The following is a 26,525-nucleotide window of genomic DNA, read 5'->3' as shown; positions in this document are numbered from 1 at the left end:
TTAAAACAGATGGGTGTAAATAATATCTTATAATTTTTACTTATTTTTTAATTGGGGTAGTTTGCATTCAACGCAAGGGAGGAGAATATGAAATTTATCATTATTCAAACTATCGCTACTGTCCTAATGTTTTCAAACCCCGCCGGTGCAGCCGTGACCATCACTGAAGCTCGCCTCGGCTCGAACTCTATCCAGTTAGATGTTGTTTATCCTGGGGGCTGTAAAGAACATACCTTCTCCATCAAAAAAACAATTTGTACTCGCACTACACCGATGTCTTGCAGTTACGAATTGGTGGATCATGTTCAAGATGATCAGTGTCGCGCATTTATCGAAAAAACAATTGAGCTTCCATTAGGTGAAGAAGTTTTAAGCGGCCTGATTGATCAAATGATCTTTGTCGACGCCCAAAAGAATTTGACTGTCGTAGAAATTTAACGCCTAGAGATCTAATGCTTAGAAATTGAGGCTCGAAAATTTAGATTTCAAAGGTTTAGATTTTATATTTCTCAAGTGAATCACTGATTCGGCTCGTTCAGTGTCTGCTCATCAGCACTGAATTTACTTGTGTCCTAAGACTCCTCTCTTTAAGATGTAAAACAGATATGCAAACTCGACTTTACATCCGCTTTAATAGACTTGTGATTCAGACCATCGATTTGCCTGCGGGCACTTACGAAGTCGGTCGCTCCGAAGAGTGCGACATTCAAATTCAGCATCCCACAATTCATCGCCGTCACGGTCAACTCCAGATTGCGGAAAAGGGGTGCTCATTTACTGAACATGGAACTCATAAGGTCCATTCGATCAATCAAGACTCTCCTGTTCAACTCAGCGATGAGATCGAAATCGTCACCGAAGATTTTATGAGTGACGAAAAGACAGACGACATCGATATTAAACGTAAAAACTGGCAGAAGATAAAAAAGCGAAAAACCATCTACGGCAGCTTAGGGATACTCTCTTTTATTCTCATCGTGGTTGGTGCTTATCTTTTAGTAAAGAGTCAATTTAAGTCGGATCCCAATGAGCTTCTCACGCAGGTGCGGTCGAAGATTGTAGAGTTCGAACGCATCAAAGATCCGACAGCGATCGCGGAGTATAAATCCTACGGTCAGTACACGGACGAAGATTTTAGAGATCAATACGGTTACTGCACGGGTTTTCTTGTCGCACCGAACGTCGTGCTTTCGGCCGCCCATTGTTTATGGGGAAGCGATTTTTTAGATCTCTATACCAGTTTTGAAATTCGAGCCTTTGATGACAAAAAGTTTAAAGTAAAGAGAGTGTTGGGATTCGATGCGGTTCGAGATTTTGTATATCTGCAAATGGAGGGAATGGAGTCCTATGGTCACCTCAACTTTGCGGATTCATTTAATGTGGGTCAGACCGTATACACTTTAGGAAACGCCCACGGGCAGGGAATTGCCATTCGCGAAGGGATTATGGCGAGCGAAACGGCAGATCTCAACGACCCCACAATTAAGTACATTCGTTACTCTGCGGGTGCGAGTCCCGGAAATAGTGGCGGCCCCCTGTTGGACACTCAAGGCCATATTGTGGCGTTGGTTTTTGCGGCCACCGGAGCGGAAAACTACAATTTGGGGACATCGGTCAAAGATCTCAAAGTCGGATTTGAAAAGTTTGTGACCGATCAGAAGCCGAAGAGTGTGAGTATCGTCCTTCGTCGTTTACTTAACTTTAATGGATACCAGTTTCTCCAAAAGCAATTAATGCCGTTTTTGCCTGACTATGGTGAGTACCCTGAATTAATTCAAAAAATTAATAATCAGCAGCTTGAATTTAAGATGCCTCTGGTTTTCGAGGATGTGGCTAAAGAAACGATGGACGAAGTTCATAAAAAATCCTTGGAAGTGATCAGCGAAATTGAGACAGAATTGCGTGCTAAAAACGAAACGATTTTAGACTGGACATCTTACGTCACCGAAAAGACACCGGCGATTCTTCCCTCGCAGTTTGATCAAAGTCAGAATAATTTTTACCTCCATAACAACCGCTATTACATGAACGTGTCCGGCTTTTTGGATAGCCCGAATCGTAAGGACTTCCGCTCTTACATTGAAACCTTTGATAAAGAGAAGAAGTTCGATTTTCAAGCCTATGGGATGAACACCGATTTGGTTATCCCGGAAAAAAAGAGTCAGATTATTTATTATCTTCCCAAAGACGTTTCCAAAGGGAAAAAGATGCTCGAGGATTTGTCCCAAGGAGCTATCTACTCGCAGACTTGGATCACGAAAGAAAATCTGGATGATGAAAAGGTCGTAGATACATTTATCAAAAAGTACTTAGGGGATGATGGAGTTATTTCTGGTTCTTACTCGGCGTTTATTAAGCCCCAAGCCTACAAAAATTTTACGATCTCAAAAATTGATAAACCCGCCAAACTCGAAAAAGTGGTCGACGGGAGCGGTCGATCTTGGAATCGGTTCCATCTCAAATTGTTTGATCAGATTCATATCTATATTTACTGCACTTCACTTCCCGAAGGCCTGACCTGTGTGTCTCGAATGCTTCCGGTCGACGACGATTATCGACGGGAAATCACGGAAGGTTCGTTTCGTCAGCGAATTCTGGCGCACTTTCTGGAGAATCCTTACTTCTGGGAGCCCAAAGCTTTGTTTGAATTTTTAGCGCAGCAGTCGAGCCAAAGCTTTTCGAGCTTTAAGGGTGTGGCCCTCAAAGAAGCGGATTCTGCGTACAAGTTGAATCTTCAAGGATTCCATCTCCAACTCGATATCCCTAAAAACGCCCAGTCGGTTCGGTTGCAGACGGGGATGTACTTAAATCCTCAGAAAAAAGTGATTTGGACAGGTTATGGAGCGGAGTGGATCGAAGCTAAAAGTAAACAGCTTTGCGGAGTTGGGGTAGAGCCCCTTCCCACTCAGTCTATATATATACTTAATTTTATGCGGGATTCTTTAAAGAAGCTCAAGCTGAAGGAAGATCAAAAAGATATAGAAGTGCCTAAACTGTGGACTGAAAAGATCTCTAACAAAGAGGGAGTGTCGTTTCAACTCTATGGATACTGCGCACCCATCCGAGAGAATCCCATGGAAACCGGTTACTTCTTTGCCGATCTAAAAAAGGCAAAACCCCATAAAGTTGTTTTTAAGAAGCTTTAGACCGAGTCTGGTGCCGTGTATCTCGACAAATAACAGAAGAATGCTACTGTCGGGGTTATGAGAATGTTTTTATTGTTGGTACCACTGACTTTGATTTTGGCCCGCTGTTCTCCCTCCGGAGGTGATGGTGGTCCAACAGATATTCCTAATGTTCAGCACACATGTACGACCAGTAAATGCACTTCTGCACCGATGACTATGTACAATTCAGTCACAGTGTTTTCGGTTGCCGGATGTAGTCAGTCCTCTATTGATTATCAACCCGTCGCTTCGGGGACAACCACGGTCAACTGCAATGGGACAAACTGTAACGGGATTGTCAGCACTTGGCGTGATCCGGAGGGGAACGTTATCACTTCGATACCAGCGAGACCTTACTATATTTGCAGTTGGATTGATTTCAATCAGAACTCTATCAAAGATGCCGCCGATGAGTTTTCGGTTCTTAATGAATCCGTGAATTCCGCTTCGGTAAGAACAATTAATCAATGGGGAGCTACGGCTTTTTTGAGTGATCTATGAAACTATTCCACGCTGTTAAAAATCTGACATTCTCGGGTGCGTTGATCGCGAAGTTCTTAGTTTTGGCATCTGCCAATAAGATTTTTCAGAAGGACGAAATTAAAAAGAGGCAAAGAGCTGTGGAATTAACCACAGAGCATTGCCGGGCCCTGCTGCGAAATTTAAAATTCGAAGTGAAGTACACCTATTCTGACCCTCATCTTTTTACCGGCGGCAAAAATTACTTTATGGTCTGTAACCATATGTCCTACATGGACATTATATTTTTGAGTGCCGGTGAGCCAGCGGCTTTTGTGACCTCCGTCGAGATGAAGAACACACCGTTTCTTGGAGATCTCTCGGATCTTGGTGGAAGTTACTTTGTGGAACGTCGGGATCGAACGAAAGTGGCCGGCGAAGTCAAAGATCTCGCGAAGATACTTCAGCAGGGATTTAATGTTTTTGTATTTCCCGAAGGTACGAGCACGAATGGCATGAAGATCCTTCCTTTTAAACGCGCACTATTCAACTCCGCGATTGAGGCGGGAGTTGATGTCTTGCCCATTTCTCTCCGTTACGAGTTTATCGACGGCGAACCCTTCTCAGAGAAAAATAAAGACCGCTTGTGTTGGTACGGTTCGATGCCTTTTACAAAGCACTTCATGCAAATCATTTCTTTATCGTCGCTGAAAGTAACGGTAAATTATTTGACGCCGATTTCTGTAAAGGAGTTTCCCGACAGACATCCTTTGTCGGATCGCGCCTATCAGCAGATCTCCAGTAAATATTTTGAAGGCCGTGCGTTCAAAGACGACGAGCGTCTCACTTTGTCCCATTAAATCGCGTAAGTTCTTTTTTATCGCTAAAGTTCTTTAATGCCCCAGAGGTCACCGGTTACTGCCATTCAATTCCCATATATTTGATTTCGCGCTTGGGATTGCGGGCCCCGCTCTTGCTACTCTTTGAAGTCAACAACTGGGGTCGGCAATCACGTCGGCCTCCTAGAGGAGGATTTTATGTTAAGAGCGTCTATCGCATTTTTTGTATTGGCCCTTGTTGCCATTCTTTTCGGTGCTACAGGTATCGCAGGTGTATCTATGGATATCGGTAAAGCATTGCTCATCGTGTTTCTAGTTCTAGCTGTGATTTCTTTTATCGGCAGCATGGTGACTGGACGTCGTACTCCGCCTCTGTAAGTCAAGGTTGGTGAAACCCAACCGCTTTCGCTGGAAAGTAAAGTAATGGATAACACTGTTTACTAAAGGATGAGTTATGAACAACAAACCAATCGATAGCGAATTCAGAGAAAATTTGAAACGCGTAAAAGTAATAAAGCCACAAAAGTCGAACAACAAAAAGATCGACAATGAGTCGGTGGCTCCGACTGCACTGGAATCGCTCGGTAATGAAGATGGAAAAATTGGATATCTTGTTGCCTGGCTCGTCGGTGTCCCTGCATGGGTTTTGCTGATCTTATTTATGGTTAAAGGATAATTATATGTTTAAGAAAATAGTTCTATGTGCAAGTTTTGTTTTAGGATCTCACATTGCTTTTGCAGAAGATGATGGCGGTTTATTTGTTGAGCCTGCTGTCACCTACGAGACGAGTAAGTTTGATGTCAACTACCCCGGCACGTCGTCCGATGGAAAAACCAATGGTTTCGGTCTGGGCGCCCGTTTAGGATTTCACGTGAGTGAAGTTTTCTTTGCCGGATTGGATGGTCGTTATTCCATGTTGAAAATCGAAGATAACAATTCGGTATTTAACTACGATACCGACGGTGCCGCCTACAATTGGGGTCCCGTTGTCGGTGTACAGATGCCAGATCTTGGACTTAGAGTGTGGGCGAGCTATATCGTCGATGCTCGCTACAATCCAGACGCCGATGGCAATCTTGATTTCCAGTTCAAGAAAGGTACAGGATATCGAGTGGGCGCCGGTTTCCGTTTGGCTTCTGTCAGTTTAAATCTTGAGTACCAAGATTTGACGTATGATCAAACAGACGCACAGCAAATTGGTCCATTCACTGGATCCTTTGACGACGTAGAACTTAAAAATAAGACTTGGATCGCAAGCGTAAGCTTTCCGATCGAGATCTAATACGTAAAATGTATCAAGTTTGTGCGGGATCCCCGCACAAACTGTTTGTGAGTTGGTGAGTTATGTTAACTTGGAATTTCTATCCTCAATTAAAAAATTCGAAATCAGAAGTGAGAGAGACTATTATTTTTCTTCACGCGTTCCCTTTCTCAAGCCAGATGTGGAACGAAATTGTCGAGAAGGTTTCGCGCCATTATTCCTGTCTCACCGTCGACCTCCCCGGTTTTGCGAGTGACGAAGTGGAACACGCGCCGTGGACTTTCGCCATGGTCACCGAAGAGATCTGCAGATACATGAAGAACCACCAGATCGACAAAGCCGTTTTATGCGGTTGCTCGATGGGTGGATATTCCGCTCTCGATTTCGTCTTCAGATATCCCGCACTTTGCTCTGGCCTGATACTGATGAATACTCAAGCCATTGGCGATAGTAATGACGCCAAAGATAAACGGAGCGAAACTCTACAAAAGGTTCTCTCGTCGGGAACTTCGGACTTTATCAAAGGATTTTTAGCTTCGGCCCTTGCTCCTCATACTCAAAAACATAACCCGTCCCTCGTCGACCGATTGTCCGTCAGTCTTCAACAGCAGAGCCCTTTGTCGCTGGCCCACGGCCTACTGGCGATGAGCGCTCGTAAAGATTTTTCCTCCCAATTGACAGAAATCACAGTGCCGACACTAATAGTGTCGAGTTCCAACGATCAAGCGATTCCGTTTTCTCAGTCCGAAGAGATGGCCACAAAGATTCCAGTGGCTCGTTTGGAAAATATTGCAGACGCTGGCCACTTGACTCCTTTAGAGCAACCGACAATATGTGCAGATCGTATTCTTAATTTCATGAACTCCCAGCGGACGATGGAAGTTCATCACAGTTTACACAAGGAGCTGATATGATACGTTTTACTCCCTTCATCGCTCTTCCCTTTGCATTCTTTATGAATGCCGAAGAGCCCAACCAAAAGTTAATGTCGCCGAAGCCGAACTACATACTTAAGGCGAAAGCAGAAATGAAAAAAAAGAACAACTCCAACGTCACCGGCACAATCGAGTTTTTTGAAAGTACCGAAGGGCTCGCAGTGAATTACGATCTTAAGGGACTTCCTAAAAATTCAAAGAGCGGCATGCACATTCATGAGCACGGTGATTGCTCATCCAACGATGCGAAATCGGCAGGCGGCCATTACCTTAAAATGGAGAAGACTCATGGTAAGGGGACATCTAAAGATAATCCCGACAAATACATGGGCGATCTTCCAGAAATTACCGCGGATGCGCGCGGGAATGCCAAGGGCAGTATTATTGTAAACCATCTGTCATTAAGCAAAGAGAATCCGGTAATGAATAAAGCCGTCATCGTTCACGGTGGACCTGATAATATCACTGAGAAGTCTGCTCCGCGAGTCGCCTGCGGTGTAATTACTGGCGAAGAGAAAATTTAGTTTCGCACGAATTTGTGTGAAGGGAAAAGGGCAGAGAGATTTTCTGCCCTTTTTTATTTAGAATCCAATTCCTAAAATTCCTTTAAAATAGAGACCGTCCAACTCAATGGTTCCTCCATTGGAGCTCTGCCGTGCTTCTCCAAACATTTTACCGACCTCTACTCCTAGGGAGAAAAGGGCTAGGTTAACACCGCCCTCAACGCCAATAGTATAAGTGGCTTTGTCATCAAGATCTTCGGAAAAGCTACCGGCAACATACTTCATATCGTTGGTGAGTGCGTAAGTTCCGATAAATCCAAGGTAGGCCAGAAAGTCGATCACACGATAGTTGATGAGGAGGGAAAGACGATCCATCTCCACGTCCGCTCCAAGACCTTTGAGCTCCATCTCCATGGTCTCATATCGAAGACCAAATCCAAGATCAGTAATCAGCGGCGGCTCTATGATAGCATCAAGGTTAAAACCTTTCAGCTTCCCAAACTCGGAGGTGAGATAAGCATCTTCATCTAAAGTATTGCTACCGTAACCGGCGCGAATTTCAAACAGCGCCTGAGATTGAAAAGAAAAACACATCATCAACAAAACCAAAAGTTTTTTCATAAGACTCTCCTTGGAAACTCCATTTAAGAAGACTTCCTGCGGGAAATCAATCACTAATGGGTGGAATTGGGGAGTTGAAAAAGAGCGGAGGCGACTTGCTGCGGAGAGGTGAGATCCAGAGTAAATACTTGAACAAAGGGTCCTTGGGGTCCCCAACGTTGGGCACTTTCAACTTTAATTGAACTGTAAAGTCCGAAGGTGGGAACCGCCAACGAGGCCGCAATGTGCACAACGCCTGTGCTCGGAGCCACTAATGCGCGAGCCTGTGAGGCGAGTGTTATCAATTCGCGCCCGCTGAGCTTTTCACTGAGCCAGAGGATATTCATATTATCGCTGAGAGCTTTTTTGAGCGGGTCGACAATAAAGCGATCGGCCTTAGTCCCGGTCACTACCACTTTAAAGCGCGAAGAAACGAGACTGATGAGGTCGCGATAGTGTTCCATGGGCCAATTGAGAGCCGACCCTCCCATCCCGGGATGAACGATAATAAAAGGAGAATCAATCGCCACCGGAGGCTCTGCACTGTTTTTAAGGACGAGGGGGGAAATGTTGTGAATTTGAGATTCGCCAAAGCCTTCATAAACTAAGCGATTGTTGTACTCCATCTCATGAAACAAACATTCGCTGCGCTTTTGCCGAACGCCTCGACTAAGAAACAAATAAGAGTGCCATTGGCTGAGCACTCCGATGCGCAGGGGTATTCGAGCTAAAAATAAAGCCAAGTTCACCCACCATGGGACGTGGAAACTGACCGACACATCGGGCTTTGATTCGCGAATAGCTTTTAAAAATTCTCGAAACTGTGACCAGCTCCATTCTCTTTTCCACTCGCGATAAGTGCGGACAGGTGAGCTACAATCGGCGATAAACCCAAGGCCTTGGGTAATAAACCAGGTGCAGTCATAGTCTTTTAGAATGTCATTTTGATCAACCGGTAGCGTGAGAATGAGATCGCCCATGCGATCCATTCGAACCAGTAGAGCTCGCTTTTTAGGATTAGGTTTCATTCCGGATGCTTATTGTTGTGGGGATCCGTCGGCAAAACAAAAAGATTTGATTTATCCTTTTTAAAAGCAAGTTTAGGTGTATCAGCTCCGACCTCGGCAATGGAGATCACCGAGTAAATCGAGAGATGCAGAGTTTTAATTTTTTCAAAGTGCTGACGTTTCGTTTCTTCTTCGGGACGAACAATGATGCCCTCGGTTTCGAAAATAAAACCTGATAAAGCAATAAAACTAAGACCCAATGAAGAGTCTTCGATGTTGCGAACTTTAAGTTCGTGAATCGAATTGTCTTTATGATCGCGGTAAGTCACTACGTAACAAACCGCTGTAGAAGATTTACTCGCCATGCTGACTTTTTAAAAGACAGAGACAGCCATCGTCAATCTAGGATTAGTGAAGTGGCTCTTTTTTCTGAGTTAAAATCGTATTGATCTTATCGTCACGCACGTCAGGTTCCATCGTATCGTTCATCTCGGCGATACATTGAACGAGAGCCTCTTTGGCTTTTGAGAGGGCTCCGAAGATATCTTCACCGATTCCTTGTGCCTCAATATCACCCATCTCGTGAGAGGCCGACATCTTAACCACGTAATCCGTCCCCGAGGACGTCATCTTTATTCCGATAGGGATTTCGCCCAAGTGCGATTCGATGTCGTGAAGTTGTTGATAAATATAGGCTTTTAATTCAGCTTCGCTCACGTTGAGCTTATCTAAGTTTACAGCAAACATAAGCCTCCTTCGGTTATGAGGCGGCTTGCGACACGCCACAGTATTGATTCTAACATAAATCTGGGCCGAAAAAACACGAAGTCAAGGTCGAGAAATATAAGCATTACCTTTGAGATAATAACGAATTGGCCAGTGGCTGCTGTCGCAATAGGGGTTTAGCCCGACTCGAGGACGGTCGACGATGTCCCGTTGTGAGACATTTGGCCTGTCCTGAACGCCAAGCCCAGAGCCTATGAGCTGGTTGTTGTCTTTTTTATCGATGTGAAAGGCCTGCGCCAATTTTCCGGGACCGTTGCAGAGATCGATTTCATTTTTGGCGTTTCGAAACAACTTCATGGTCTCAATCCCGCTCAGGGGTTGCAAAGCTCGAATCAACACCGCTTCGGGTGTTTTCTCATCGGCAGTGATAAAGTTCAGACAGTGGTGAATGCCGTAAATTTTATAAACATAGATGTAGCCGCCGGGGCGGTAAAACGCCTGGGTCCGTTCCGTGATTTTCCCATGGAAAGAATGGCAGGAGGGATCTTCAAAACCCAAATATGCTTCTGTCTCGACGATCATGCCCGTCAGGAGTTGTCCGTCGATCTTGCGCACGAGAATCTTGCCTAAAAGTTCGCGCGCTACAGTGATCGTATCTCTCTGAAAAAACGAAGGTTTTAACATGTCATTGACCCTACCAATATTAGGCTTTAAAAGATGGGACATGGACACGTCTTTGGCACATTCCGATGACAAAGTAAAGTTAGACCCCTCTTGGAAAAAAGCTCTTCAGGAAGAGTTTAGTAAGCCTTATATGAATGATCTTCGCAAATTCCTGGCGGAGCAAATCAAAATGAAAAAACCTATTTTTCCAAAAGGGACCGAATACTTTACGGCCTTAAATAAGACTCCGCTGGATAAAGTCAAGGTAGTGATCTTAGGTCAAGATCCCTATCATGGCCCCGGGCAAGCTCACGGTTTATCTTTTTCAGTGCCTAAAGGTGTTCCGCAGCCACCTTCGCTTAAAAATATTTTTAAGGAACTAAAAACGGATGTGAACGTCACTCCGCCTAAACACGGAAATTTAATCTCGTGGGCCGAGCAGGGAGTTTTGTTACTCAATAGTGTGCTGACGGTTGAGAGTGGACTCGCGGCCTCTCACAAAGGGCGAGGCTGGGAAACTTTTACGGATCGAATTATTGCCGTTCTCAATGAGCAACCTCGGCCCATTGTTTTTATTCTTTGGGGAGCCTACGCCCAAGCTAAAGGCCAATTTATCGACCGCAAAAAACATTTTGTCATTGAATCGCCACATCCTTCACCTTTGTCAGCCACGCGCGGTTTTTTTGGAAGTAAGCCTTTCAGTAAAGCGAATCAGTTTTTAGCTTCTAAAAAATTGACTCCCATCCGATGGGAAATCGCCGATGACGTCCACTGATTATTCTCCTCAGTTTAATTCGCCCTTAAATTTCTCTCAGAAGTTTCCAATAGAGCTTTTTGATGTCGATAAAGATATTCTGATCTACGACAAATTTTTATTGAATGTCGGTGCGGGTTCGACCATTCAAAAATTCAAATATTCTTATGGAGTCACGGCCGGGGAGTCCCTCAAACAGTTATCTTCGCTCGAAGGACATCTCCAACACATTTTAGCTTTGGCACACCCTACCTTCACCCGAAATCATCGCCTCGTCGCTTTGGGAGGAGGCTCGGTGGGAGACTTCGTGGGGTTTGTGGCCTCGATTCTTAAGCGAGGTGTTCCATGGGTCGGTGTTCCTACGACATGGTTAGCCGCTTTAGATTCGGCCCACGGGGGGAAAACCGCACTGAATTTCTCGAACACGAAAAATCAGTTGGGAACTTTTTATCCCGCGCAAAGAGTTGTTCTGGTGGAAGAGATTCTATCGCGCCAACCTGAGGCTCGCGCTCGTGAGGCTCTCGGCGAACTTTTAAAGATGGCATGGATCTCCGGAGAGAAGTTATACAGCCAGCTTGAGGTGTCGTCGACGCGTAATCTGACCGAACTTCTATGGTCCGTTCTCCCTGAAGCCATCGCGGCGAAATATAAAGTGGTGATGCAAGACCCTTACGAAAAAACCGGCGTGAGAAAAATTTTAAATTTGGGCCATACACTGGGGCATGTGATCGAAGCGCATTTTAAATTGGCGCACGGAGAAGCGGTCCTTCAAGGACTGCTCTTCGCCGTCGAATGGTCGCAGTTTTTGGGCCATATCTCCGAAAGTGAAAAACAAAGTTTTTTAAAAGTTGTTGATTCTTTAGTAGGTCAGCGACAGCCTACGTTTGAACCAATGAATGAAGCTCAGCTGACCGGTCTTCTCTTGGCCGATAAAAAAATCGAGCAAGGTCAGACGATCGACTTTATTTTAGTTCAAGGAATGGGGCGGCCCTTCATTGCCAAGTTCTCTGTGAGTCAAGTGTGTGAGGAAGCTCGACGGCAAGGGTGGCTTCGTGACTAAAGATTTTTATTTTAAAGGATCTCTCAGTTCCTCAAAATCGATTTACAATCGCGCCTTGATCATCCAGTCTTTTGCTCCTGAAATCAAAGTCGTGGGCTATTCCGAAGCCGAGGACGTCATCGCTCTTAAAGCCGCATTGAGTGCGTTTGCTCGCGGAGAAAATCGTTTAGAGTGTAAAGAGGCGGGAACCGTGATGCGATTTTTGATGGCGAGAGTGTCTCGTCATCCTGGATTTTATATCTTAACAGGGAACGGGCGACTTCTTCAACGCCCCCACGACGGATTGATCGATGCGATGCGATCGTTAGAGGTCCAAGTCACTCGACATGAGGGCCATCTGGAAGTTCAATCTCGAGGTTGGACCGCTTCGGATGTACCTTTGAGAGTGGACAGCAAGACTTCGAGCCAATTCCTGAGCGGCCTCCTCTTAAGTGCCTGGGGACTGCCTTTCGACTTACGCTTAGATCTTTCGGAGACCATGGTTTCCCGCGACTACTTTTTAATGACTCGTAGAGTTTGCGAGGACTTCGGAATGCAGTTGATCGACGGCGCTAGTGGTGAAGTGAAGGAACTTCTTGTTCCGAAGAACCAACGCCCGAAATTAGATCATTACGTTGTTGAGCCCGATATGAGCTCCTGCTTTGCAATCGCTTCCATCGCGGCCTTATCGGGTCTTGCCGTGTTTGACCAATTTCCGATTGTGTCAGTGCAGCCGGATTATGAATTTATAAATATTCTTCGATCGATGGGAGTTCCCGTGGAGTGGCGAGGCGAAGATTGTATTTTCTCTCGTACGGATTCGCTCAAACCCATTGACCTGGATTTGTCTTCCACCCCGGATATGTTTCCGGTGCTTGCAGTTCTTGCGGCGATGGCTCAAGGCCCGTCGAAATTTAAAGGCCTCTCTCACCTTAAATATAAAGAGTCCGATCGATTAAAAAATACCGTCGATCTTCTCCAACGTTGCGGACGCACTGTCGACGTCCAAGGTGATGAAGTTCATATTCACGGAAAAGCAGAGGCTTTGTCGGGACGGGGTGAGTTTTTCCCTGATGGAGATCATCGCATGGCCATGGCCGCGCAAGTTGCAAATTTTGCCGGTGCCGAGTTTGTTATTCGAGATCGGCATGTGGTGGACAAAAGTTTCCCAGAATTTTGGCTTTTGACTGAGGGTTATCTATGAAGCTCAATTTTCTCATCGGTCATCGTGGGATCGGTAAGACATCTCTACTCCATCGCATTCAACGGTATTTGCCCCGCACGCGTTGCATTGATTTGGACGCGGAAATTATAAAAACAAACGGATCCATCAAAGAAATTTTTAAAGACAAGGGTGAACCCTACTTTCGGCAATTGGAAATCGAAACCCTCGCGGATATTTTAAAGTCCCTCGAAGACGAAAAGAACGACGTCTACATCGTTCTCGGAGCCGGGTTTTCAGGCGAACTTCCAGAAGAGAGCGAAAAATTATGGGTGCAGAGAGATAGTGATATTCTTGGAAACATTTATAGCGATCGACCCAGTCTCAATCCAGACACTAACGAAATGCAAACTCCTCTGGAGCGTTGGCAGGCCCGCACCGCACTTTACGAAGATTGGGCCACCGAAGAGCTTATTTTGCGCGAGGGTCACTACGATTATTCCGAAAGCGAAAAAGACTTTTTTCAGGAGACCCTGCGGAATGTTCGGGGTGGTTTTACTCTCCTTCCTCGGCAGGTGGATTGCAGTTGTTATGGCCGTTGGATTCGCGAGCGAGCCCAGTGGGGTTTGGATTTTGTAGAAATTCGCGACGACCTTTTAAGTTTAGAGCAAATTCAAAAAGTACTCGAAACTTTCCCTCGGCCTTCTCTGCTCTTTAGTTTTCGTGATAAGAATAAAATCGAAGCCTCTTTGCCGTTGGCACTCAAGTGCGAACAAGTGGATTGGCCCCTCGAAATTTCCTTTGATCCCCCTCAAGAGCTTTTGGATCGTCGTTTGACTCTGTCTCTGCATTCTTCTTCCGAATCGTTTCTCCATGATCTCAAGTTGATTTCTGGTTTTGATCAGGAGATCAAGTGGTCGCCGGAGATCGATCAGCTCAATCACCTCGAGCTGGCCCACGAATGGCAACAAAAGAGCCCACTGCAGCGGAGTTTGCTTCCTCGATCCCCGTCGGGAAAGTGGAATTGGTACCGATTGTTGATGAAAAATCGAATGCCCTTGAGTTTTTGGCGAGAGGGAGAGGGGTCGACCAGTGATCAGCCGTTTCTTTTGCAATGGCACGAAACGGCAGCCCATGTTTCGTCCTTTGCGGCCGTTCTAGGATCACCCGTACGTCATAGTGAGTCTCCGAGCTTCCACCAAAGTTATTTTTCCAAACTCGGCACGTTCTTGATTGCGATCGATGTGACGGAAAAAGATCTTCGAGAAGGCGGCTGGGAATTTTTAGGAAAACTGGGTTTAAAATGGGCGGCCGTCACGAGTCCTTTAAAAACCTGGGCCAGCCAATTCTCTCCGACCGAAGCCAGTGTGAATACACTGAAACTCGACGGCGTTTGGCGGGGAATGAGCACCGATCGTTTCGGCCTTCAGAGATTATTTTTAGAATTAGATCGCGCCGATATTGATCCGCAAAAAGTGGTGGTTTGGGGCGGAGGGGGATTGCTCCCGGTGATTAAAGATTTACTGCCACAGGCGACATTTTATTCTCACCGTGCCGCCGCTCCGTTAGATCAGAACCCTGTAGAAAATCCCGAAGCCGTCATTTGGTGTGTCGGGCGTTGGAACTGGGAAAAAGCGGCCCACTTTCCTCCCATCGAATGGTCTCCGGAGATGGTGATCGACGTCAATTATAAGCTGGACTCTCCGGGAATCGCCTACGCCCACAAGGTAGACGCCCAGTACATTTCGGGGTACATTTTATTTGAAGCTCAAGCGGCTCAGCAGCAAGAGTTTTGGAGTATGGATGTCATGTAATTCGTTTGGACAAATTTTTAAGTGGACGACCTATGGTGAAAGCCACGGTCCGGCGATAGGCTTGGTGCTTGAGGGATGCCCTGCGGGGGTCCATTGGATTCCCGATCTCTTACAAAAAGATTTAGATCGCCGGCGTCCTGGGCAGACATCTCCCGGTGGTGAAGTTTTAGTGACCAGTCGTGATGAGGCCGATCGCTGCGAAGTTCTCAGCGGAGTTTTCGAAGGGAAAACTTTAGGAACTCCCATCGCTTGCCGTATTGAAAACACAAATCAGCGCTCTCAAGATTATTCTCAGATGACGCCTCGTCAGGGCCACGCCGACGAGAGTTGGAAAAATAAATTTGTAAATACGGACCTCAGAGGTGGTGGAAGATCCAGCGGGCGAGAGACCGCATCGCGAGTGATCGCAGGGAGTATTGCTCGCATGATGCTCAAAGATCTTCAACCCGAACTCAAAGTGGCCGCGTTTGCTCGCCGAATTGGTGAACACGAACTGGATTCCACAGAGTTGACCGACTTATCCACAAAGCTCGCGGCCCTCTCGCAGAACGATATCCACAAGATGGTGGATAAGTCCTCTGCGAGATTTCCGTCAAAAAAAGTCGACGTCGCCGACTATTTACTCAAAGCCAAATCCAATGGTGAAAGCTACGGCGGAGTGGTGGAAGTGTGGATCGAAAATTGCCGCCCCGGTTTAGGCGAACCCGTGTTCTATAAAATGAAAAGTGCACTGGCCAATGCCATGATGAGTATTGGGGCCACGTGCGGATTCGAAATCGGCGAAGGCTTCGCTCTCACTCAAGAAAAAGGCACTCGTGTCCACGCCCAAGGGCGAAAGGAGCCCTACGGAGGAATCCAAGGCGGAATTACCACCGGGGATCGCATCGTCTTTCGAGTGGGCTTCAAACCCACGTCCTCCATCCTCGACGTCGCCAAAGCCGGCCGTCACGATCCTTGTATCGTTCCGCGCGCCGTCCCCGTCGTCGAAGCCATGACGTGGGCTATTTTGGCCGACATGTCGCTGGTGCAGCGACTCAACAATGTTTAATTATTCCATTCTCAAGCGGTCGAAGAGACCGCTGTCCACGTTAAGAATGATTTGATATTTCATCTCGAGGCTGTCTTCTTTTTCGCGAGAGGAGCGGACAAAGCCCATTGGGGAGCGTTCCACAGGCTCGGTGTCCGTGTTGGTCTTCGGCGAGCGTATAAAGCCAATTTGTTCTTTAGGCGTCGCCGGCTCTTGTTCCGCAGCGGATCTGGATCTTTGATTGGTAAAGCCTATGGTTTTTTTCTCGGCGGAAGAAGCAGTACTAGCTTCAAACATCTGGCGGACCGTTGCGACGAGCGTTTCGAGATTGAGATTTGTGGCGGAGCTTTCCGCGCGGGGTGCAATAAAGCCGATAGGTCGTCTTTCTTGAGCCGCTTTACTGAGAGCATTTAATTCCGCGGCTAGGGCTTCGACTCGGAGGATGATCACTTGATATAAGATCTCGGGAGGAAGTTCGAAGGCGGTCATGAGTTGCCGCGCTAAAACCACTGAAACTTGGTTTATGGCGTTGGCCTGCGTGGGTGCTATTTGCGGATGCCGGGAGCGCAATGAGTTTTGCACGATAATATCGAGGAGATGATTCCCTGTTAAAACAACGGAGTACTGATGATCATTAAACTCTTTTTGGGTTTTGGCCGTTCTCATATTTATAATGGCGCCACGGAATTCGGCAATGGCTGAGGCCACCGCAGGGGGAAGCATGGCACTGCCGCCGTTATTCACTCGCACATTATAGCCCGCGGCCGGGACCGGGACATCGGCTCGTGCGAAAATATCGGTGCAGCGCAATTGTGCGTCTGCAGCGCGCGCGAATGATAAAGAGAAAAAGATCGCCACGAAAGCCAATCGAAGAGGATTTTGATTTTTCATAAGCCCCAAAAAGTAAGAAGTCCCCAATTCGACAATGGATACCCCATCCAATGTCACAGCCCACTTGTACCAAATAAAGAAACAAATTCACGGCAAGAAGAGGCGAGCTGAAGGATTTTCTAAACCGTGAATTTTTTTTATGGCTTTTCTTATAGAGTGAGCGAAGAGAATTAGTCGGCGTCGCCCTGGTAGACGACACCGGTGATGCCGAGAGCGTTTTTGCAGCGAAGCATTTGTTTTTCAAAGTTTCCGAGGCAAATCATACCGGCGGTATCACGGATTAAAAAAGACCCATCATTTGTTCCAGGAATCATTTCCAACTCCGTCACTTTCTCTACGGGATATTTAAGGACGTTCATAAAATTAATCGCTACTTTTTGACTATGATCGAGGATTAGAGTGTCTCGGCGAACAAACTCATTGTACAGGTCGGACTTTTCAGTCGCTTCGATATTAATCTCTTTTTCATTCAGCTGAAGTGGGTCGAACCCAAGTTTATTTTTGCACCGCAGACCTTGAGCCTCCACACTTCCCACACAAATCAAACCATCAAGATCCTGGAAGATAAAGGATCCCGTTGTCGATCCCGGCATAAGTTCCAGTGCCGTGATTTTCTCGGTGGGCACTTTAAGAAGGCGCAAGTAGTTCATGACATTTCCCTGATTTGCATCGAACTTAATACTATCTCGACGGTTGAATTCTTTGTAGAGATCGCTCACCTGTTGAGCGCCAACGGTGATTGCAAAAAAGTATGTCGCGAAAATAGAAAATGGTCGCATGGATTCTCCTTAAAGGTTTTTGATAAATTCAACCAGTTCGTGGCGTTGATCTTGAGTTAACTTTCTAAACATCTCGCGAGATGCGGACGCTTCGCCGCCGTGCCAAAGAATCGCTTCTTCGACACCGTTCGCACGTCCATCGTGCATCAGCTCTTCGTGGCCGTTGACTTTTTGGAGCAGTCCAATTCCCCAAAGGGGAGGTGTGCGCCACTCGCGGGCCAGTTCGTAGGCGGAGCTCGATGATTTCTTCAACGGCTGCGCTCTCACCTCCGAAAGTTCCTCTCCCATATCGTGGAGTAAGAAATCACTAAACGGATAGATCTTTTGCTCGCGAAGGACATCAAATTCCGCATCGGCCGTTGTGGTGTAGGAGGGAGTGTGGCAGTTGGCGCAACCGACGGACTTGAAAAGCTCAAAGCCTTTTTGAAATTCAATTTCGTCAGCATGTCGTGCGGCGGGGACAGAAACGAGTTGGGTGTAAAGAGTTAAACGATTTTCGATAGTGCTATCCACTTCGGGCTTACCACCACTGAGGCTTGCGAGGCATTCTATCTGAACTAACGGACAGTTCTCCTCGGGGAATAATGACGACGTGATCCCTATATCCCCTAAAAAAGCCGCTAGATTTTGTTGTCGTAAATTCGGTTGCTCCGATTTCCACCCAAAGCGACCGATGGTCACTCGTTGCCGAGCCATATCATAGGCCCACGGTATTTTTCCGGAGATACCATCTTGGTTACTATCGTTTTCGTCAGCCTGAGACGTGATGTCCGTTTCGTTGATCGAGTCGATGAGACCTAATCCAATAATTTGCTGAGGAATACGAGGGGAAATAAACGTGTCCTCATCGAGTTCGCTTCGAGAGACATTCACAAATGTGAATTGTGGTTTTCTCAATGTGTAGGAGGACCCATCGGGATATGTTTCAGATTCCTCTAGGAAACTCACCACCGGCTGCATTTCTCCGGGAACGCCTTGAACTCCATTGGGATTAATTTGTCCTCCATATTCCGGATGGTCTCCCCAATGATTCTTCGAAAAAGTTTTTAACCGAATGAGCAGCGAGAGTCCGACTTTAATTTCTACGCCGTTATCCAAGTATGCGGAAGTCCGCCCATCAAAAGCGTGGCAAGCGGCGCAGGCTCGCGCATTAAACGTCGGACCTAAACCATCTCGTCCTTCGGTGGTGGCGGGCGCTTGAACCCAGGCGGCTTTAAAGAAGGAGTTTCCCACAAAGAATTGGTTTTTTTGTTCAACCGTGATTCCGTTGAAGGGATGACTAAAAGCATTTTTGGATAAATCTTTGGTGGTGCCGGAACCTCCCGGCAACAGAGGGTTCGCCCAACTTGCAAACCCTAATAAGACTAAAGATAAAAAGTAAGTTCCCATTTTATTTCAACGTAATTCCTAAAGAGTTGGCGACGTCCAAAGTGTCTGCACCCAAAGCTTCTAAGGCGCGGATGATCTCTAAAATTTGAGGGCGTTGTTGCTCGTTGAGAATAGCCTGATCGAAAGGTTTTGGCATCGCTTTAATTTTTTGCTCCAAGGTGTCTAAAGCGGCGCTGACTTTTTGAGCCAACATCGGGTTTTTTGAATTCACCGTGGGTAAAACTAGATTCAACACATTTCTAATACCTATAAAGTTATCATAGATGTCCATATGAGTCGTATCACTAAAACAAGAGTGTTCCTCCTCCTGCTGTTGAGTATCGTAGGCCACGAACATTCTTTCCTGAGACAATTCCTCGGCGGACATGCTGTAAACTGCTTTTAATAAATTGGTCAGAGACTGTTGTGTGTTCTCAGGCTTAATAAACTGTGATCCGTAGGATTCAGGATTGTTTTGATCCCAGTCGGTCACCAAAGACTCGAGATCATCGACGAGAATACGTGCGACCACGGTTATGTATTGCCCGCGACGTTCGGCATTCTTTCCTTGTCCCTTAACGTAGTCGGTGTATTTTCGTTTTCCGGGCCCATTCAAGCTGAGATCTTGACCCCATAAAAGAAACTCAATCGCATGGAATCCCGTGGAGATATTTTTTTCGCCCTCTTTTTCATTAAGGGCTTTTAAGAGTTCAGCGGTGATTTGCGGATAATTGGCCAGATCATTTATGATGCCCGAATTTGGAGATCCGACCACATAGTCGATGTAAACTTCGTCCAGAGGCCAAGCATTGAGCGAACCCTCTGGGCCATCATCGTCATCAATGGGTCCGCCGTAAAAACGATAGATTTCGGTGGGTGAGTATGCGGTTCTCGCAGCGATCCAAGCATTTTTGGCCGCTGTGTGAGTGGCTTCGTTCGGTTTTTTAATAAACTCTTGAAGAGCTTTCTCTAAATCTCTTCCGGCTTTGAGAGCGTTGGCGTAGGTTTCTGAAACCATCTTGGCGTAGGCGACGACGATCTGTTGGCCTGGAACTGGCGGTAACTGGGTCGATTTTTGAGCGAGAGACGCATTTCCTATAAGAAGGGTGCACGCCACTAGACTCACAAGCATTGTTAAATTTTTCATGAATTTCTCTCCTGTGTGGGGCTGGGATATAGGTGAATGGCCTGGGGGTCAAAGATTGCGCGATTAATTTTTGTTGTGAAAAACCAATGACATAAATTTGAAAACTAACTGAGAACTGAGGCTCATAGCCTTTCGATTTTCATATGCTTTTCATTTGGAAAATCATTGGATTTTCAATTGATGCTTTTAACCTCGATTCTTTGACCTTTCAAATTCGCTCGAGCTAAAACCAAGTCATCAACAATGCAAGAGAGAGGGCCATCTTATGAAGTTTTTAATTTCCGTATTCACGCTTCTTTTCACAATGAACGCTACGGCAGATCTGGTACTTTACACCGATCGTCCTGCAGCACGTATGCAAGTGATCGCAGACCAGTTTAAGGCAAAGACGGGGACCACGGTCCAAATCGTCGAGTTAGGTTATGGCGACATGCTAAAGAAACTGCAGTCCGAGGGCGCCAACAGCCCGGCGGATGTGATTTTCGTGAAAGACTTAGTTTATCTTACCGATCTCGCAGCGAAAGGTTTCTTTGCACCGATGACCTCTCAGGTGGTCAAGTCGCAAGTTTTACCAGCCATGAGAGATCCTCAAAATCTTTGGACTGCCATCACATACCGTGCACGCACCTTAGTTTATGAAGCGGGTGTGGATGTGAGCTCCATCAATAGCTACGAAGATCTGGCTCATCCCAATTGGGCGGGAACTCTTTGCATTCGCACCAGTAAGTCCGCTTACAACGAAGCGTTTGTCGCCAACATGATCGTGACCGACGGTTACGACAAAGCCAAAGAAATCGTAAAAGGTTTGGTCGCGAACCGAGCCCAGGATAAGTTCTATACCAGCGACAATCAGATTTTAAATGCCATTGGAATGGGGCAAGACGGTTGTCTCCTTGGGATCACCAACAGCTACTATCTCGGACTTCTTTTAGGAAATCCGCAAACAGCAAACCTTCCGATTAAGATTAAATATTTAAACCAAGACAAAACAGGTGTTCACACCAATGGGACTGGTGCGGGTATTAGTCAATCGACCAAGCAACAGGCGTTGGCCACTCAGCTCGTCGAGTTCTTTCTGTCGGATGACGTCCAAATCTTTTTAACCAAAGAGCATTTCGACTTTCCTGCAAAAGCCAACTTAGTCCCGCCAACTTTGGTTAAAGATTTCGGAACTTTTAAGGCGGACACCACTCCTTGGACGGTGATGGGTCAGAAAGTGGAAGACGCTCGCAAATTAATGATCGAAGTGGATTACCTTTAATGAATTAAGGATTCGAGGTTATTTATGAAGTTGCAGTCATTTTTAAAATTGATTTTAGTCGTCAGCATGAGCAACTTGTCCTCTTGCAGTGATTATACCAGTGACCAAATGGCCGCACTTCCCCCAGCGGTTCCCAGTAAGCCTGGGTTCGGGTTCCAAGATGTAAAGAATCCTCTCCCTGCGAATCTTCAGAATCCTAATGAAGGGGAGTTTAGCGAAGAGAAGATGTTGGTGAATATTGGTATCAACATCATCGCGAAAAATGTTCGTGAATTTAATCTCCAGGCGGCTCTCCTTAAAAGTCGTTTGTCGGATTACTGCGATGAGCTGGAGAATGGCGTTGTCAACGCGGCTTCGGAGACTGCTGTCAAAAACCAGTGGACACAGGCGATGCTGGCCTATCACTTGGTCGATGCGGCACCCATCGGTCCACTAACGGATAATGGTCGTTACTACGCCGATAATATTTACTCTTGGCCTTTCATAAATACGTGCAGTATCGATAACGATGTTGCGACTTTAGCGCTGACGAAGCAACAACCTTTGCTGACGATCAATAACCGGAAGGGGTTAGGCGCTTTAGAGTATCTATTGTTCACGCCTCCTCAGTCCGAAAAGTGCAATCTCAAAATTCCTTTAAATAAAAATGTCGTTGAGTGGTTAAAAAGAACTCCTCAACAACGCACGAAGGATCGCTGTGATCGGGCTTTAGCTCTTGCCGATGATGTCTATCAGAAGTCGCAGGAACTTTGGGCGGCGTGGGATCCCGAGAATGCGAATTTTACGAGAACTCTCGTTGAGAATTCGCCGGGGGCTAGATACCCTTCCGCGAAGGCAGCGGTAAATGCCTTAACCGATTCTTTGTTTTCCATCGAAAAAATTAAAGATTCTAAACTTGGAGTTCCGCTCGGAAAGAATAAAAAAGAATGCATCGCTGCCGAACAAAAATGTCCCGATGCTGTGGAGCATATTTGGTCAGGTTTAGCTTTCCCTGCGATTTCAACCCAGCTCGCCGGATTTAGAGCCATTCTTTATGGATCCACGAACAAAAGCAAAAAGGCCTTTGGCTTCGACGACTATTTGGCGACAAAGGGCCATCCCGAAGTGGTCGCCAAAATGGATTCGATTCTTCTTAGCAATATCGATGAAGTTCAGAAGGTTTCCCAACAAGGCAATTTGTGGGAACAGATCCTAAAGATGGACGTGGGAGCTTGTGCGGCCACAACTATAGATAATCCCGTCGAGCCTCTTTGTCATCTCTACGCCAATATTCGGTCCGTAGCCAATACGTTTAAGATCGATGTCCTGACGATTCTGTCGCTCGATGCCCCTCTCACGCATCAGGGAGATAACGACTAATGCGGTCTTTGGCGCAAATATTCCTTTTAGCGACTTTATGGTCCTGCGTCTCCGGAGCTCAAGACGCAGTTCGCACTTCGTTAAAGGATCTCAGCAGCGATCAAAGTGATGAACTGAGCCGCGTAGTGATTACGGGCGAAATGGAAGATTTTGTTGTGAATACTTCCACTCCTCAAAAGATCGGTAAAGAGAAAATGGAACTCTTTAAATACACCGATATCAATCGCGTCCTCAAGCAATCCGCGGGTGTTTACATTCGCGAAGAGGATGGCCAAGGTTTACGACCGAACATCGGTTTGCGTGGAACAAATCCTGATCGTTCCAAAAAAATCGTTTTTATGGAAGATGGCGTATTGATTGGACCAGCTCCTTACTCCGCACCGGCCGCCTACTATACCCCGTCTTTGCTTCACACAGAATCCATGGAAGTTTACAAAGGGTTTACAGCAGTGCCCTATGGTCCGAACTCGATTGGGGGAACATTAAACTACCTCTCACAAAGTATTCCCGGTCAGCAAACCACACAGATGGAAGCGTCCGCGGGAGTTTTTAATACTCAGCTCTATAAGTTGTCGAACGGCGGCCGTGTGGGAAACATCGGTTACAATGTATTCGCGGGTCGAAACTCGTCCGACGGATTTAAACAGCTTGATGGTGGTGGTGACGTCGGTTTTGTTAAAAATGACATTCAGGGAAAATTACGTTGGTCTTCGGGAAAAAACTCTGTGGAGTTCCGGTTGGGTTACGAGGACGAGGATTCCAATGAGACCTATCTCGGCTTATCGGCCCAAGACATCAATAGCACTCCCTACCGCCGATATGCTTCGTCCGCTCTCGACGAGATGACGTGGCAGCATACCAAAGTTCATTTAGAACATGTTTATCAATCGAGTCCAGAATCTCAAATCAAATCGACGCTATATCGCCATGATTTTGAGCGACTGTGGTTTCGCGCGGATAGTTTTCGCGGGAGTCAGGCCCCCAATTTTTTTAACACCATTAATAATCCAGCGAACAACCAGCAGTACTTTAATATTCTGGCGGGCGTGGAAGATTCTGCCTCGGCGCTCAACGGTGCCGGCGATATCGTGATCCTGGGCAACCAGCGCACTTTCTACAGTCAAGGAGCTCAGACGCGTTGGAATGCCCAGTACGAATGGGGCGAGACCCGTCACGATATCGAAGTGGGTCTCCGCTTTCATCAGGATCAAATTAAGAGAAATCACACTCGGAATCTCTTTCAAATGTCTGCGGGGGCGTTGGCTCCGACGGGGGATCCGGTAACGATGAATGCGATCAACAGAAACTCGGCGACAGCGCTAACGGCCCACGTCGTAGAGAATCTCAGTTGGGGCAAGTGGGTATTCACGGCTCTGGGTCGAGCCGAAAAAGTGGATTATAGATTCCAGGACGCACTCAATGGTGCAGATATCGAGCGAAGTAGTTCTGTTTTTGCTCCGGGAACGGCAGTTCTTTATAAATTGACCGACTTATGGTCTCTCAAGGGAAGTGTGAATCGCGGTGTGAGTGTTGCTGGCCTCAATGACAATGGCAGCGAAGCTCAAGAGCGAAGTGTAAATTACGAAGTCGGAATGAAATTTATCTCTGCCGATGCCGACTCACAGGCAGAAATGGTCGCCTTCTACAACGATTACAGTAATATCACCGGAACCTGTACGGCCTCCACGGGTTGTGCCGCCAACCAGTTAGACCAACAGTTCAATGGGGGTCAGGCGGCGATCCGAGGGCTTGAAGCTCGGCTTTCTCAAAGATTTCGCATTCAAAATCTGCAAATTCCTGTGCAGTTGAATGCTACACTTCTCAATGCAGAATTTAGAAATAATTTTAATTCAAACACTGCGGAATGGGGTGTGGGAGCTGTGCGCTCTGGGGATCCGCTTCCCTATGTCCCTCAGATTCAGTACACATTTACCGCGGGAACCGAATACAAAAAATTTAAACAAGAACTCGCTTTTATTTATCAAGGCGAGTCTTTGGATCAGAGCGCAGCGGAAGGTCGCCGTAGCATTGCGGCTTACGGGATCGTGGACTGGGCCGGTCGTTACCAGGTGGACAAACACAGCCAAATTTTTGCTCGAGTCGACAATCTTCTGAGTAGAGATTATCTTGTCTCGTTAAGACCATTTGGAGCCCGACCTGGAAAGCCGCAGAGCTTTATGGTAGGCTTCTCCTATGTCTTCTAACTCGATCTCTCAGTGGTTTGATCGCTTTCTCGTTCCGATTGATGATCCCGGCTCTCGACTCTTTCATTTAAATCTTTTATTTTCACTTTTTTTTATTGTCGTTGCGATTTGTATAGAGGCTCGTGAACTTGACCTTCGAAAGAATATAAAACGCGCTTGCAGTTTAGTTTTTCGTAAACGGTACTGGTGGAACCGATCGACCCAGCTCGATTACAAAGTTTATTTTTTTAACAGCATTTTAAAGGTCTTGTTATTTATTCCGTTTTTAGATTTTAGCTTTCGTTTCTCTCAAGGAACGGTGGGCTTACTTTTAAAATTGAATGATCAAGAGATGATTGGTCTCCCTTCTAGTCCCATCAATTTGCTTTGTTTTACAATTCTAGCTTTCGTGTTCGATGATTTTTTAAGATTCTTTCATCACTTATTAATGCACAAGATTCCCTTTCTTTGGAGATTTCATAAAACTCATCACTCGGCTCGTATCTTGACGCCGATCACGTTATACCGCGCCCACCCCCTCGAGTCCGCCATGTCCGCGGTGAGGAATAGTTTTTCTGCCGGGGTGATGATTGGGATTTTTATTTTTTTATTCGAAAGTCAGTTCAACGTTTTTACAGTTTTAGGAATTAATTTTTTTGGATTTACCTTTAATATTTTAGCGAGCAACCTCCGTCACAGTCATATTCCACTTTCTTTTGGTCCGTTGGAAAAAATATTTATCAGTCCAAAGCAGCATCAGATTCACCACTCGACAGATCCCCGGCATTACGACAAAAATTTTGGAGTGTCGCTATCGATTTGGGATCGAACTTTGGGAACTTTGGTCGAATCCAAAACGGTTCAGACTCGTCTCAAGTTCGGTTTGAGTGACGGACACCGTCAGTCTTTTTCTGAGAAAATGCTGGGGAAATAATTAGCATTTTGTGGCTCAGATCGTTTTAAACGTAGTTATTTAGTGAAATGCATTCTCAATGAAAATGAGTTGAAAATGAATTGATAATCGCCAGGTATGCTTTTACTATGATCGGGTAAAGACACACGGAGGACCTATGGAAGAGAAAATCATTAAACTGTTGAACAACATCCTCGAGCACGAGCTGGCCGGAGTGATTCGTTACACTCACTATTCATTAATGGTTTACGGCAACAACCGTATTCCCATCGTTAAATGGCTTCGTGATCAGGCGCACGAGTCCTTGCAGCATGCGGAAGAGGCGGGGGAGCACATTACTACCCTTAATGGTCATCCTTCCTTAAAAATTGCCAAACTTCTAGAAACTGAAAAGCATTCGGTCTCTGATATCCTTAAGGAGAGCTTAGAGCACGAAAAGATTCAGCTTTCTCATTACTACGAACTTTTAAAAGTCGTAAAAGACGAGCGCGTGGCCCTCGAAGAGTTCGCTCGCAAGATGATCACCGAGGAAGAGGCCCACATCTCCGAAGTCGAAAAAATGCTTCGCTCCCCCAAATAGCTAGGTTATTAAGGTTCCAGGTTCCTAAAAGACAAAGGCAAATCACCAAGTGATTTGCCTTTGTCTTTTAGGAACCTGGAACCTTAA

At 46.2% G+C, this 26,525-nt stretch carries 28 protein-coding genes; 19 read left to right on the top strand and 9 right to left on the bottom strand.

Features of this window, described 5'->3' with window-relative positions:
* Positions 1-87: 87 nt before the first annotated feature.
* From K2Q26_07375 to K2Q26_07335, 9 genes are all read left to right on the top strand, one after another.
* Positions 88-438, top strand: coding sequence for a hypothetical protein (locus tag K2Q26_07375; protein ID MBY0315323.1), 351 nt, complete (start codon positions 88-90; stop codon positions 436-438).
* Positions 439-605: 167 nt separating this feature from the next.
* On the top strand, positions 606-3,146 hold the full coding sequence (locus tag K2Q26_07370; protein MBY0315322.1) for a trypsin-like peptidase domain-containing protein: 2,541 nt from the start codon (positions 606-608) through the stop codon (positions 3,144-3,146).
* Between the two features lie 57 nt (positions 3,147-3,203).
* Positions 3,204-3,668, top strand: coding sequence for a hypothetical protein (locus K2Q26_07365; protein ID MBY0315321.1), 465 nt, complete (start codon positions 3,204-3,206; stop codon positions 3,666-3,668).
* A complete protein-coding gene (locus tag K2Q26_07360; protein MBY0315320.1) occupies positions 3,665-4,486 on the top strand; it encodes a 1-acyl-sn-glycerol-3-phosphate acyltransferase in 822 nt (273 codons plus the stop codon). Before K2Q26_07365 ends, K2Q26_07360 begins: the two co-directional genes overlap by 4 nt.
* Before the next feature lie 177 nt (positions 4,487-4,663).
* Positions 4,664-4,843 carry a DUF1328 domain-containing protein gene (locus K2Q26_07355; GenBank protein ID MBY0315319.1) on the top strand — a complete coding sequence of 60 codons (180 nt, stop codon included), beginning with the start codon at positions 4,664-4,666 and terminating at the stop codon, positions 4,841-4,843.
* A 76-nt stretch (positions 4,844-4,919) separates the two neighbouring features.
* Positions 4,920-5,141: a hypothetical protein gene (locus tag K2Q26_07350; GenBank protein ID MBY0315318.1), complete on the top strand. Its 222-nt coding sequence runs from the start codon at positions 4,920-4,922 to the stop codon at positions 5,139-5,141.
* A gap of 4 nt (positions 5,142-5,145) precedes the next feature.
* The gene (locus K2Q26_07345; protein MBY0315317.1) at positions 5,146-5,748 is read left to right on the top strand and encodes a porin family protein; all 603 of its coding nucleotides are present in this window, start codon (positions 5,146-5,148) and stop codon (positions 5,746-5,748) included.
* Between the two features lie 62 nt (positions 5,749-5,810).
* Positions 5,811-6,641, top strand: coding sequence for an alpha/beta fold hydrolase (locus K2Q26_07340; GenBank protein ID MBY0315316.1), 831 nt, complete (start codon positions 5,811-5,813; stop codon positions 6,639-6,641).
* On the top strand, positions 6,638-7,186 hold the full coding sequence (locus K2Q26_07335; GenBank protein MBY0315315.1) for a superoxide dismutase family protein: 549 nt from the start codon (positions 6,638-6,640) through the stop codon (positions 7,184-7,186). Before K2Q26_07340 ends, K2Q26_07335 begins: the two co-directional genes overlap by 4 nt.
* Before the next feature lie 57 nt (positions 7,187-7,243).
* On the opposite strand, the gene K2Q26_07330 is transcribed toward K2Q26_07335, so the two are convergent.
* From K2Q26_07330 to K2Q26_07310, 5 genes are all read right to left on the bottom strand, one after another.
* The gene (locus K2Q26_07330) at positions 7,244-7,786 is read right to left on the bottom strand and encodes a hypothetical protein (GenBank protein MBY0315314.1); all 543 of its coding nucleotides are present in this window, start codon (positions 7,784-7,786) and stop codon (positions 7,244-7,246) included.
* A 53-nt stretch (positions 7,787-7,839) separates the two neighbouring features.
* Complete coding sequence (locus K2Q26_07325) at positions 7,840-8,793, bottom strand: glycosyltransferase family 9 protein (GenBank protein ID MBY0315313.1); 954 nt, start codon at positions 8,791-8,793, stop codon at positions 7,840-7,842.
* Positions 8,790-9,137, bottom strand: coding sequence for a DUF1820 family protein (locus tag K2Q26_07320; protein MBY0315312.1), 348 nt, complete (start codon positions 9,135-9,137; stop codon positions 8,790-8,792). The genes K2Q26_07325 and K2Q26_07320 overlap by 4 nt, the downstream gene beginning before the upstream one ends.
* A gap of 43 nt (positions 9,138-9,180) precedes the next feature.
* Positions 9,181-9,519, bottom strand: coding sequence for a hypothetical protein (locus tag K2Q26_07315; GenBank protein MBY0315311.1), 339 nt, complete (start codon positions 9,517-9,519; stop codon positions 9,181-9,183).
* Positions 9,520-9,600: 81 nt separating this feature from the next.
* Positions 9,601-10,182 (bottom strand): DNA-3-methyladenine glycosylase, encoded by a 582-nt coding sequence (locus K2Q26_07310; protein ID MBY0315310.1) that lies wholly within the window; start codon positions 10,180-10,182, stop codon positions 9,601-9,603.
* A gap of 40 nt (positions 10,183-10,222) precedes the next feature.
* Here K2Q26_07310 and ung point away from each other — a divergent pair, with 40 nt between their 5' ends.
* The 5 genes from ung to aroC are packed head-to-tail and all read left to right on the top strand — an operon-like array spanning position 10,223 to position 15,978.
* Positions 10,223-10,936 (top strand): uracil-DNA glycosylase, encoded by a 714-nt coding sequence (gene ung / locus K2Q26_07305; protein ID MBY0315309.1) that lies wholly within the window; start codon positions 10,223-10,225, stop codon positions 10,934-10,936.
* Complete coding sequence (locus tag K2Q26_07300) at positions 10,923-11,975, top strand: 3-dehydroquinate synthase (GenBank protein MBY0315308.1); 1,053 nt, start codon at positions 10,923-10,925, stop codon at positions 11,973-11,975. The genes ung and K2Q26_07300 overlap by 14 nt, the downstream gene beginning before the upstream one ends.
* A complete protein-coding gene (locus K2Q26_07295) occupies positions 11,968-13,158 on the top strand; it encodes a 3-phosphoshikimate 1-carboxyvinyltransferase (protein ID MBY0315307.1) in 1,191 nt (396 codons plus the stop codon). Before K2Q26_07300 ends, K2Q26_07295 begins: the two co-directional genes overlap by 8 nt.
* A complete protein-coding gene (locus tag K2Q26_07290) occupies positions 13,155-14,930 on the top strand; it encodes a hypothetical protein (GenBank protein MBY0315306.1) in 1,776 nt (591 codons plus the stop codon). The genes K2Q26_07295 and K2Q26_07290 overlap by 4 nt, the downstream gene beginning before the upstream one ends.
* Positions 14,920-15,978: a chorismate synthase gene (gene aroC / locus K2Q26_07285; protein ID MBY0315305.1), complete on the top strand. Its 1,059-nt coding sequence runs from the start codon at positions 14,920-14,922 to the stop codon at positions 15,976-15,978. Before K2Q26_07290 ends, aroC begins: the two co-directional genes overlap by 11 nt.
* Here aroC and K2Q26_07280 read toward each other — a convergent pair whose 3' ends face one another.
* From K2Q26_07280 to K2Q26_07265, 4 genes are all read right to left on the bottom strand, one after another.
* The gene (locus tag K2Q26_07280; protein MBY0315304.1) at positions 15,979-16,848 is read right to left on the bottom strand and encodes a hypothetical protein; all 870 of its coding nucleotides are present in this window, start codon (positions 16,846-16,848) and stop codon (positions 15,979-15,981) included.
* A gap of 170 nt (positions 16,849-17,018) precedes the next feature.
* Positions 17,019-17,627 (bottom strand): hypothetical protein, encoded by a 609-nt coding sequence (locus K2Q26_07275; GenBank protein MBY0315303.1) that lies wholly within the window; start codon positions 17,625-17,627, stop codon positions 17,019-17,021.
* 9 nt (positions 17,628-17,636) lie between these two features.
* Positions 17,637-19,016 carry a c-type cytochrome gene (locus tag K2Q26_07270; protein ID MBY0315302.1) on the bottom strand — a complete coding sequence of 460 codons (1,380 nt, stop codon included), beginning with the start codon at positions 19,014-19,016 and terminating at the stop codon, positions 17,637-17,639.
* Between the two features lies 1 nt (position 19,017).
* Entirely contained in the window at positions 19,018-20,142 is a 1,125-nt protein-coding gene (locus K2Q26_07265) for a hypothetical protein (GenBank protein ID MBY0315301.1), read from the bottom strand.
* Positions 20,143-20,407: 265 nt separating this feature from the next.
* On the opposite strand from K2Q26_07265, the gene K2Q26_07260 reads away from it, so the two are divergent.
* The 5 genes from K2Q26_07260 to K2Q26_07240 all read left to right on the top strand — a co-directional run bounded on the left by K2Q26_07260 (position 20,408) and on the right by K2Q26_07240 (position 26,438).
* Positions 20,408-21,403, top strand: a complete 996-nt coding sequence (locus K2Q26_07260; GenBank protein ID MBY0315300.1) for an extracellular solute-binding protein — start codon at positions 20,408-20,410, stop codon at positions 21,401-21,403.
* 24 nt (positions 21,404-21,427) lie between these two features.
* Complete coding sequence (locus K2Q26_07255; GenBank protein MBY0315299.1) at positions 21,428-22,762, top strand: imelysin family protein; 1,335 nt, start codon at positions 21,428-21,430, stop codon at positions 22,760-22,762.
* The gene (locus tag K2Q26_07250; GenBank protein ID MBY0315298.1) at positions 22,762-24,966 is read left to right on the top strand and encodes a TonB-dependent receptor; all 2,205 of its coding nucleotides are present in this window, start codon (positions 22,762-22,764) and stop codon (positions 24,964-24,966) included. Before K2Q26_07255 ends, K2Q26_07250 begins: the two co-directional genes overlap by 1 nt.
* On the top strand, positions 24,956-25,879 hold the full coding sequence (locus tag K2Q26_07245) for a sterol desaturase family protein (GenBank protein ID MBY0315297.1): 924 nt from the start codon (positions 24,956-24,958) through the stop codon (positions 25,877-25,879). The genes K2Q26_07250 and K2Q26_07245 overlap by 11 nt, the downstream gene beginning before the upstream one ends.
* A gap of 136 nt (positions 25,880-26,015) precedes the next feature.
* Positions 26,016-26,438 (top strand): bacterioferritin, encoded by a 423-nt coding sequence (locus tag K2Q26_07240; GenBank protein MBY0315296.1) that lies wholly within the window; start codon positions 26,016-26,018, stop codon positions 26,436-26,438.
* Positions 26,439-26,525: the final 87 nt, after the last annotated feature.

The organism is Bdellovibrionales bacterium (assembly GCA_019750295.1).
In the GTDB taxonomy this organism is placed as follows: domain Bacteria; phylum Bdellovibrionota; class Bdellovibrionia; order Bdellovibrionales; family JAGQZY01; genus JAIEOS01.
Note: the sequence above shows the minus strand (reverse complement) of the source record. Positions and strands in the feature narration are given on the sequence as shown.

What these genes read in the sequence shown, in the direction of transcription:
- K2Q26_07280 (MBY0315304.1), bottom strand. Translation starts at nt 16,848, where the DNA reads ATGAAAAATCAAAATCCTCTTCGATTGGCTTTCGTGGCGATCTTTTTC.
- K2Q26_07245 (MBY0315297.1), top strand. Translation starts at nt 24,956, where the DNA reads ATGTCTTCTAACTCGATCTCTCAGTGGTTTGATCGCTTTCTCGTTCCG.
- K2Q26_07275 (MBY0315303.1), bottom strand. Translation starts at nt 17,627, where the DNA reads ATGCGACCATTTTCTATTTTCGCGACATACTTTTTTGCAATCACCGTT.
- K2Q26_07315 (MBY0315311.1), bottom strand. Translation starts at nt 9,519, where the DNA reads ATGTTTGCTGTAAACTTAGATAAGCTCAACGTGAGCGAAGCTGAATTA.
- K2Q26_07250 (MBY0315298.1), top strand. Translation starts at nt 22,762, where the DNA reads ATGCGGTCTTTGGCGCAAATATTCCTTTTAGCGACTTTATGGTCCTGC.
- K2Q26_07260 (MBY0315300.1), top strand. Translation starts at nt 20,408, where the DNA reads ATGAAGTTTTTAATTTCCGTATTCACGCTTCTTTTCACAATGAACGCT.
- K2Q26_07350 (MBY0315318.1), top strand. Translation starts at nt 4,920, where the DNA reads ATGAACAACAAACCAATCGATAGCGAATTCAGAGAAAATTTGAAACGC.
- K2Q26_07290 (MBY0315306.1), top strand. Translation starts at nt 13,155, where the DNA reads ATGAAGCTCAATTTTCTCATCGGTCATCGTGGGATCGGTAAGACATCT.
- K2Q26_07300 (MBY0315308.1), top strand. Translation starts at nt 10,923, where the DNA reads ATGACGTCCACTGATTATTCTCCTCAGTTTAATTCGCCCTTAAATTTC.
- K2Q26_07345 (MBY0315317.1), top strand. Translation starts at nt 5,146, where the DNA reads ATGTTTAAGAAAATAGTTCTATGTGCAAGTTTTGTTTTAGGATCTCAC.
- K2Q26_07340 (MBY0315316.1), top strand. Translation starts at nt 5,811, where the DNA reads ATGTTAACTTGGAATTTCTATCCTCAATTAAAAAATTCGAAATCAGAA.
- aroC (MBY0315305.1), top strand. Translation starts at nt 14,920, where the DNA reads ATGTCATGTAATTCGTTTGGACAAATTTTTAAGTGGACGACCTATGGT.
- K2Q26_07325 (MBY0315313.1), bottom strand. Translation starts at nt 8,793, where the DNA reads ATGAAACCTAATCCTAAAAAGCGAGCTCTACTGGTTCGAATGGATCGC.
- K2Q26_07365 (MBY0315321.1), top strand. Translation starts at nt 3,204, where the DNA reads ATGAGAATGTTTTTATTGTTGGTACCACTGACTTTGATTTTGGCCCGC.
- K2Q26_07310 (MBY0315310.1), bottom strand. Translation starts at nt 10,182, where the DNA reads ATGTTAAAACCTTCGTTTTTTCAGAGAGATACGATCACTGTAGCGCGC.
- K2Q26_07335 (MBY0315315.1), top strand. Translation starts at nt 6,638, where the DNA reads ATGATACGTTTTACTCCCTTCATCGCTCTTCCCTTTGCATTCTTTATG.
- K2Q26_07330 (MBY0315314.1), bottom strand. Translation starts at nt 7,786, where the DNA reads ATGAAAAAACTTTTGGTTTTGTTGATGATGTGTTTTTCTTTTCAATCT.
- K2Q26_07355 (MBY0315319.1), top strand. Translation starts at nt 4,664, where the DNA reads ATGTTAAGAGCGTCTATCGCATTTTTTGTATTGGCCCTTGTTGCCATT.
- K2Q26_07360 (MBY0315320.1), top strand. Translation starts at nt 3,665, where the DNA reads ATGAAACTATTCCACGCTGTTAAAAATCTGACATTCTCGGGTGCGTTG.
- K2Q26_07370 (MBY0315322.1), top strand. Translation starts at nt 606, where the DNA reads ATGCAAACTCGACTTTACATCCGCTTTAATAGACTTGTGATTCAGACC.
- K2Q26_07265 (MBY0315301.1), bottom strand. Translation starts at nt 20,142, where the DNA reads ATGAAAAATTTAACAATGCTTGTGAGTCTAGTGGCGTGCACCCTTCTT.
- ung (MBY0315309.1), top strand. Translation starts at nt 10,223, where the DNA reads ATGGACACGTCTTTGGCACATTCCGATGACAAAGTAAAGTTAGACCCC.
- K2Q26_07320 (MBY0315312.1), bottom strand. Translation starts at nt 9,137, where the DNA reads ATGGCGAGTAAATCTTCTACAGCGGTTTGTTACGTAGTGACTTACCGC.
- K2Q26_07240 (MBY0315296.1), top strand. Translation starts at nt 26,016, where the DNA reads ATGGAAGAGAAAATCATTAAACTGTTGAACAACATCCTCGAGCACGAG.
- K2Q26_07375 (MBY0315323.1), top strand. Translation starts at nt 88, where the DNA reads ATGAAATTTATCATTATTCAAACTATCGCTACTGTCCTAATGTTTTCA.
- K2Q26_07270 (MBY0315302.1), bottom strand. Translation starts at nt 19,016, where the DNA reads ATGGGAACTTACTTTTTATCTTTAGTCTTATTAGGGTTTGCAAGTTGG.
- K2Q26_07255 (MBY0315299.1), top strand. Translation starts at nt 21,428, where the DNA reads ATGAAGTTGCAGTCATTTTTAAAATTGATTTTAGTCGTCAGCATGAGC.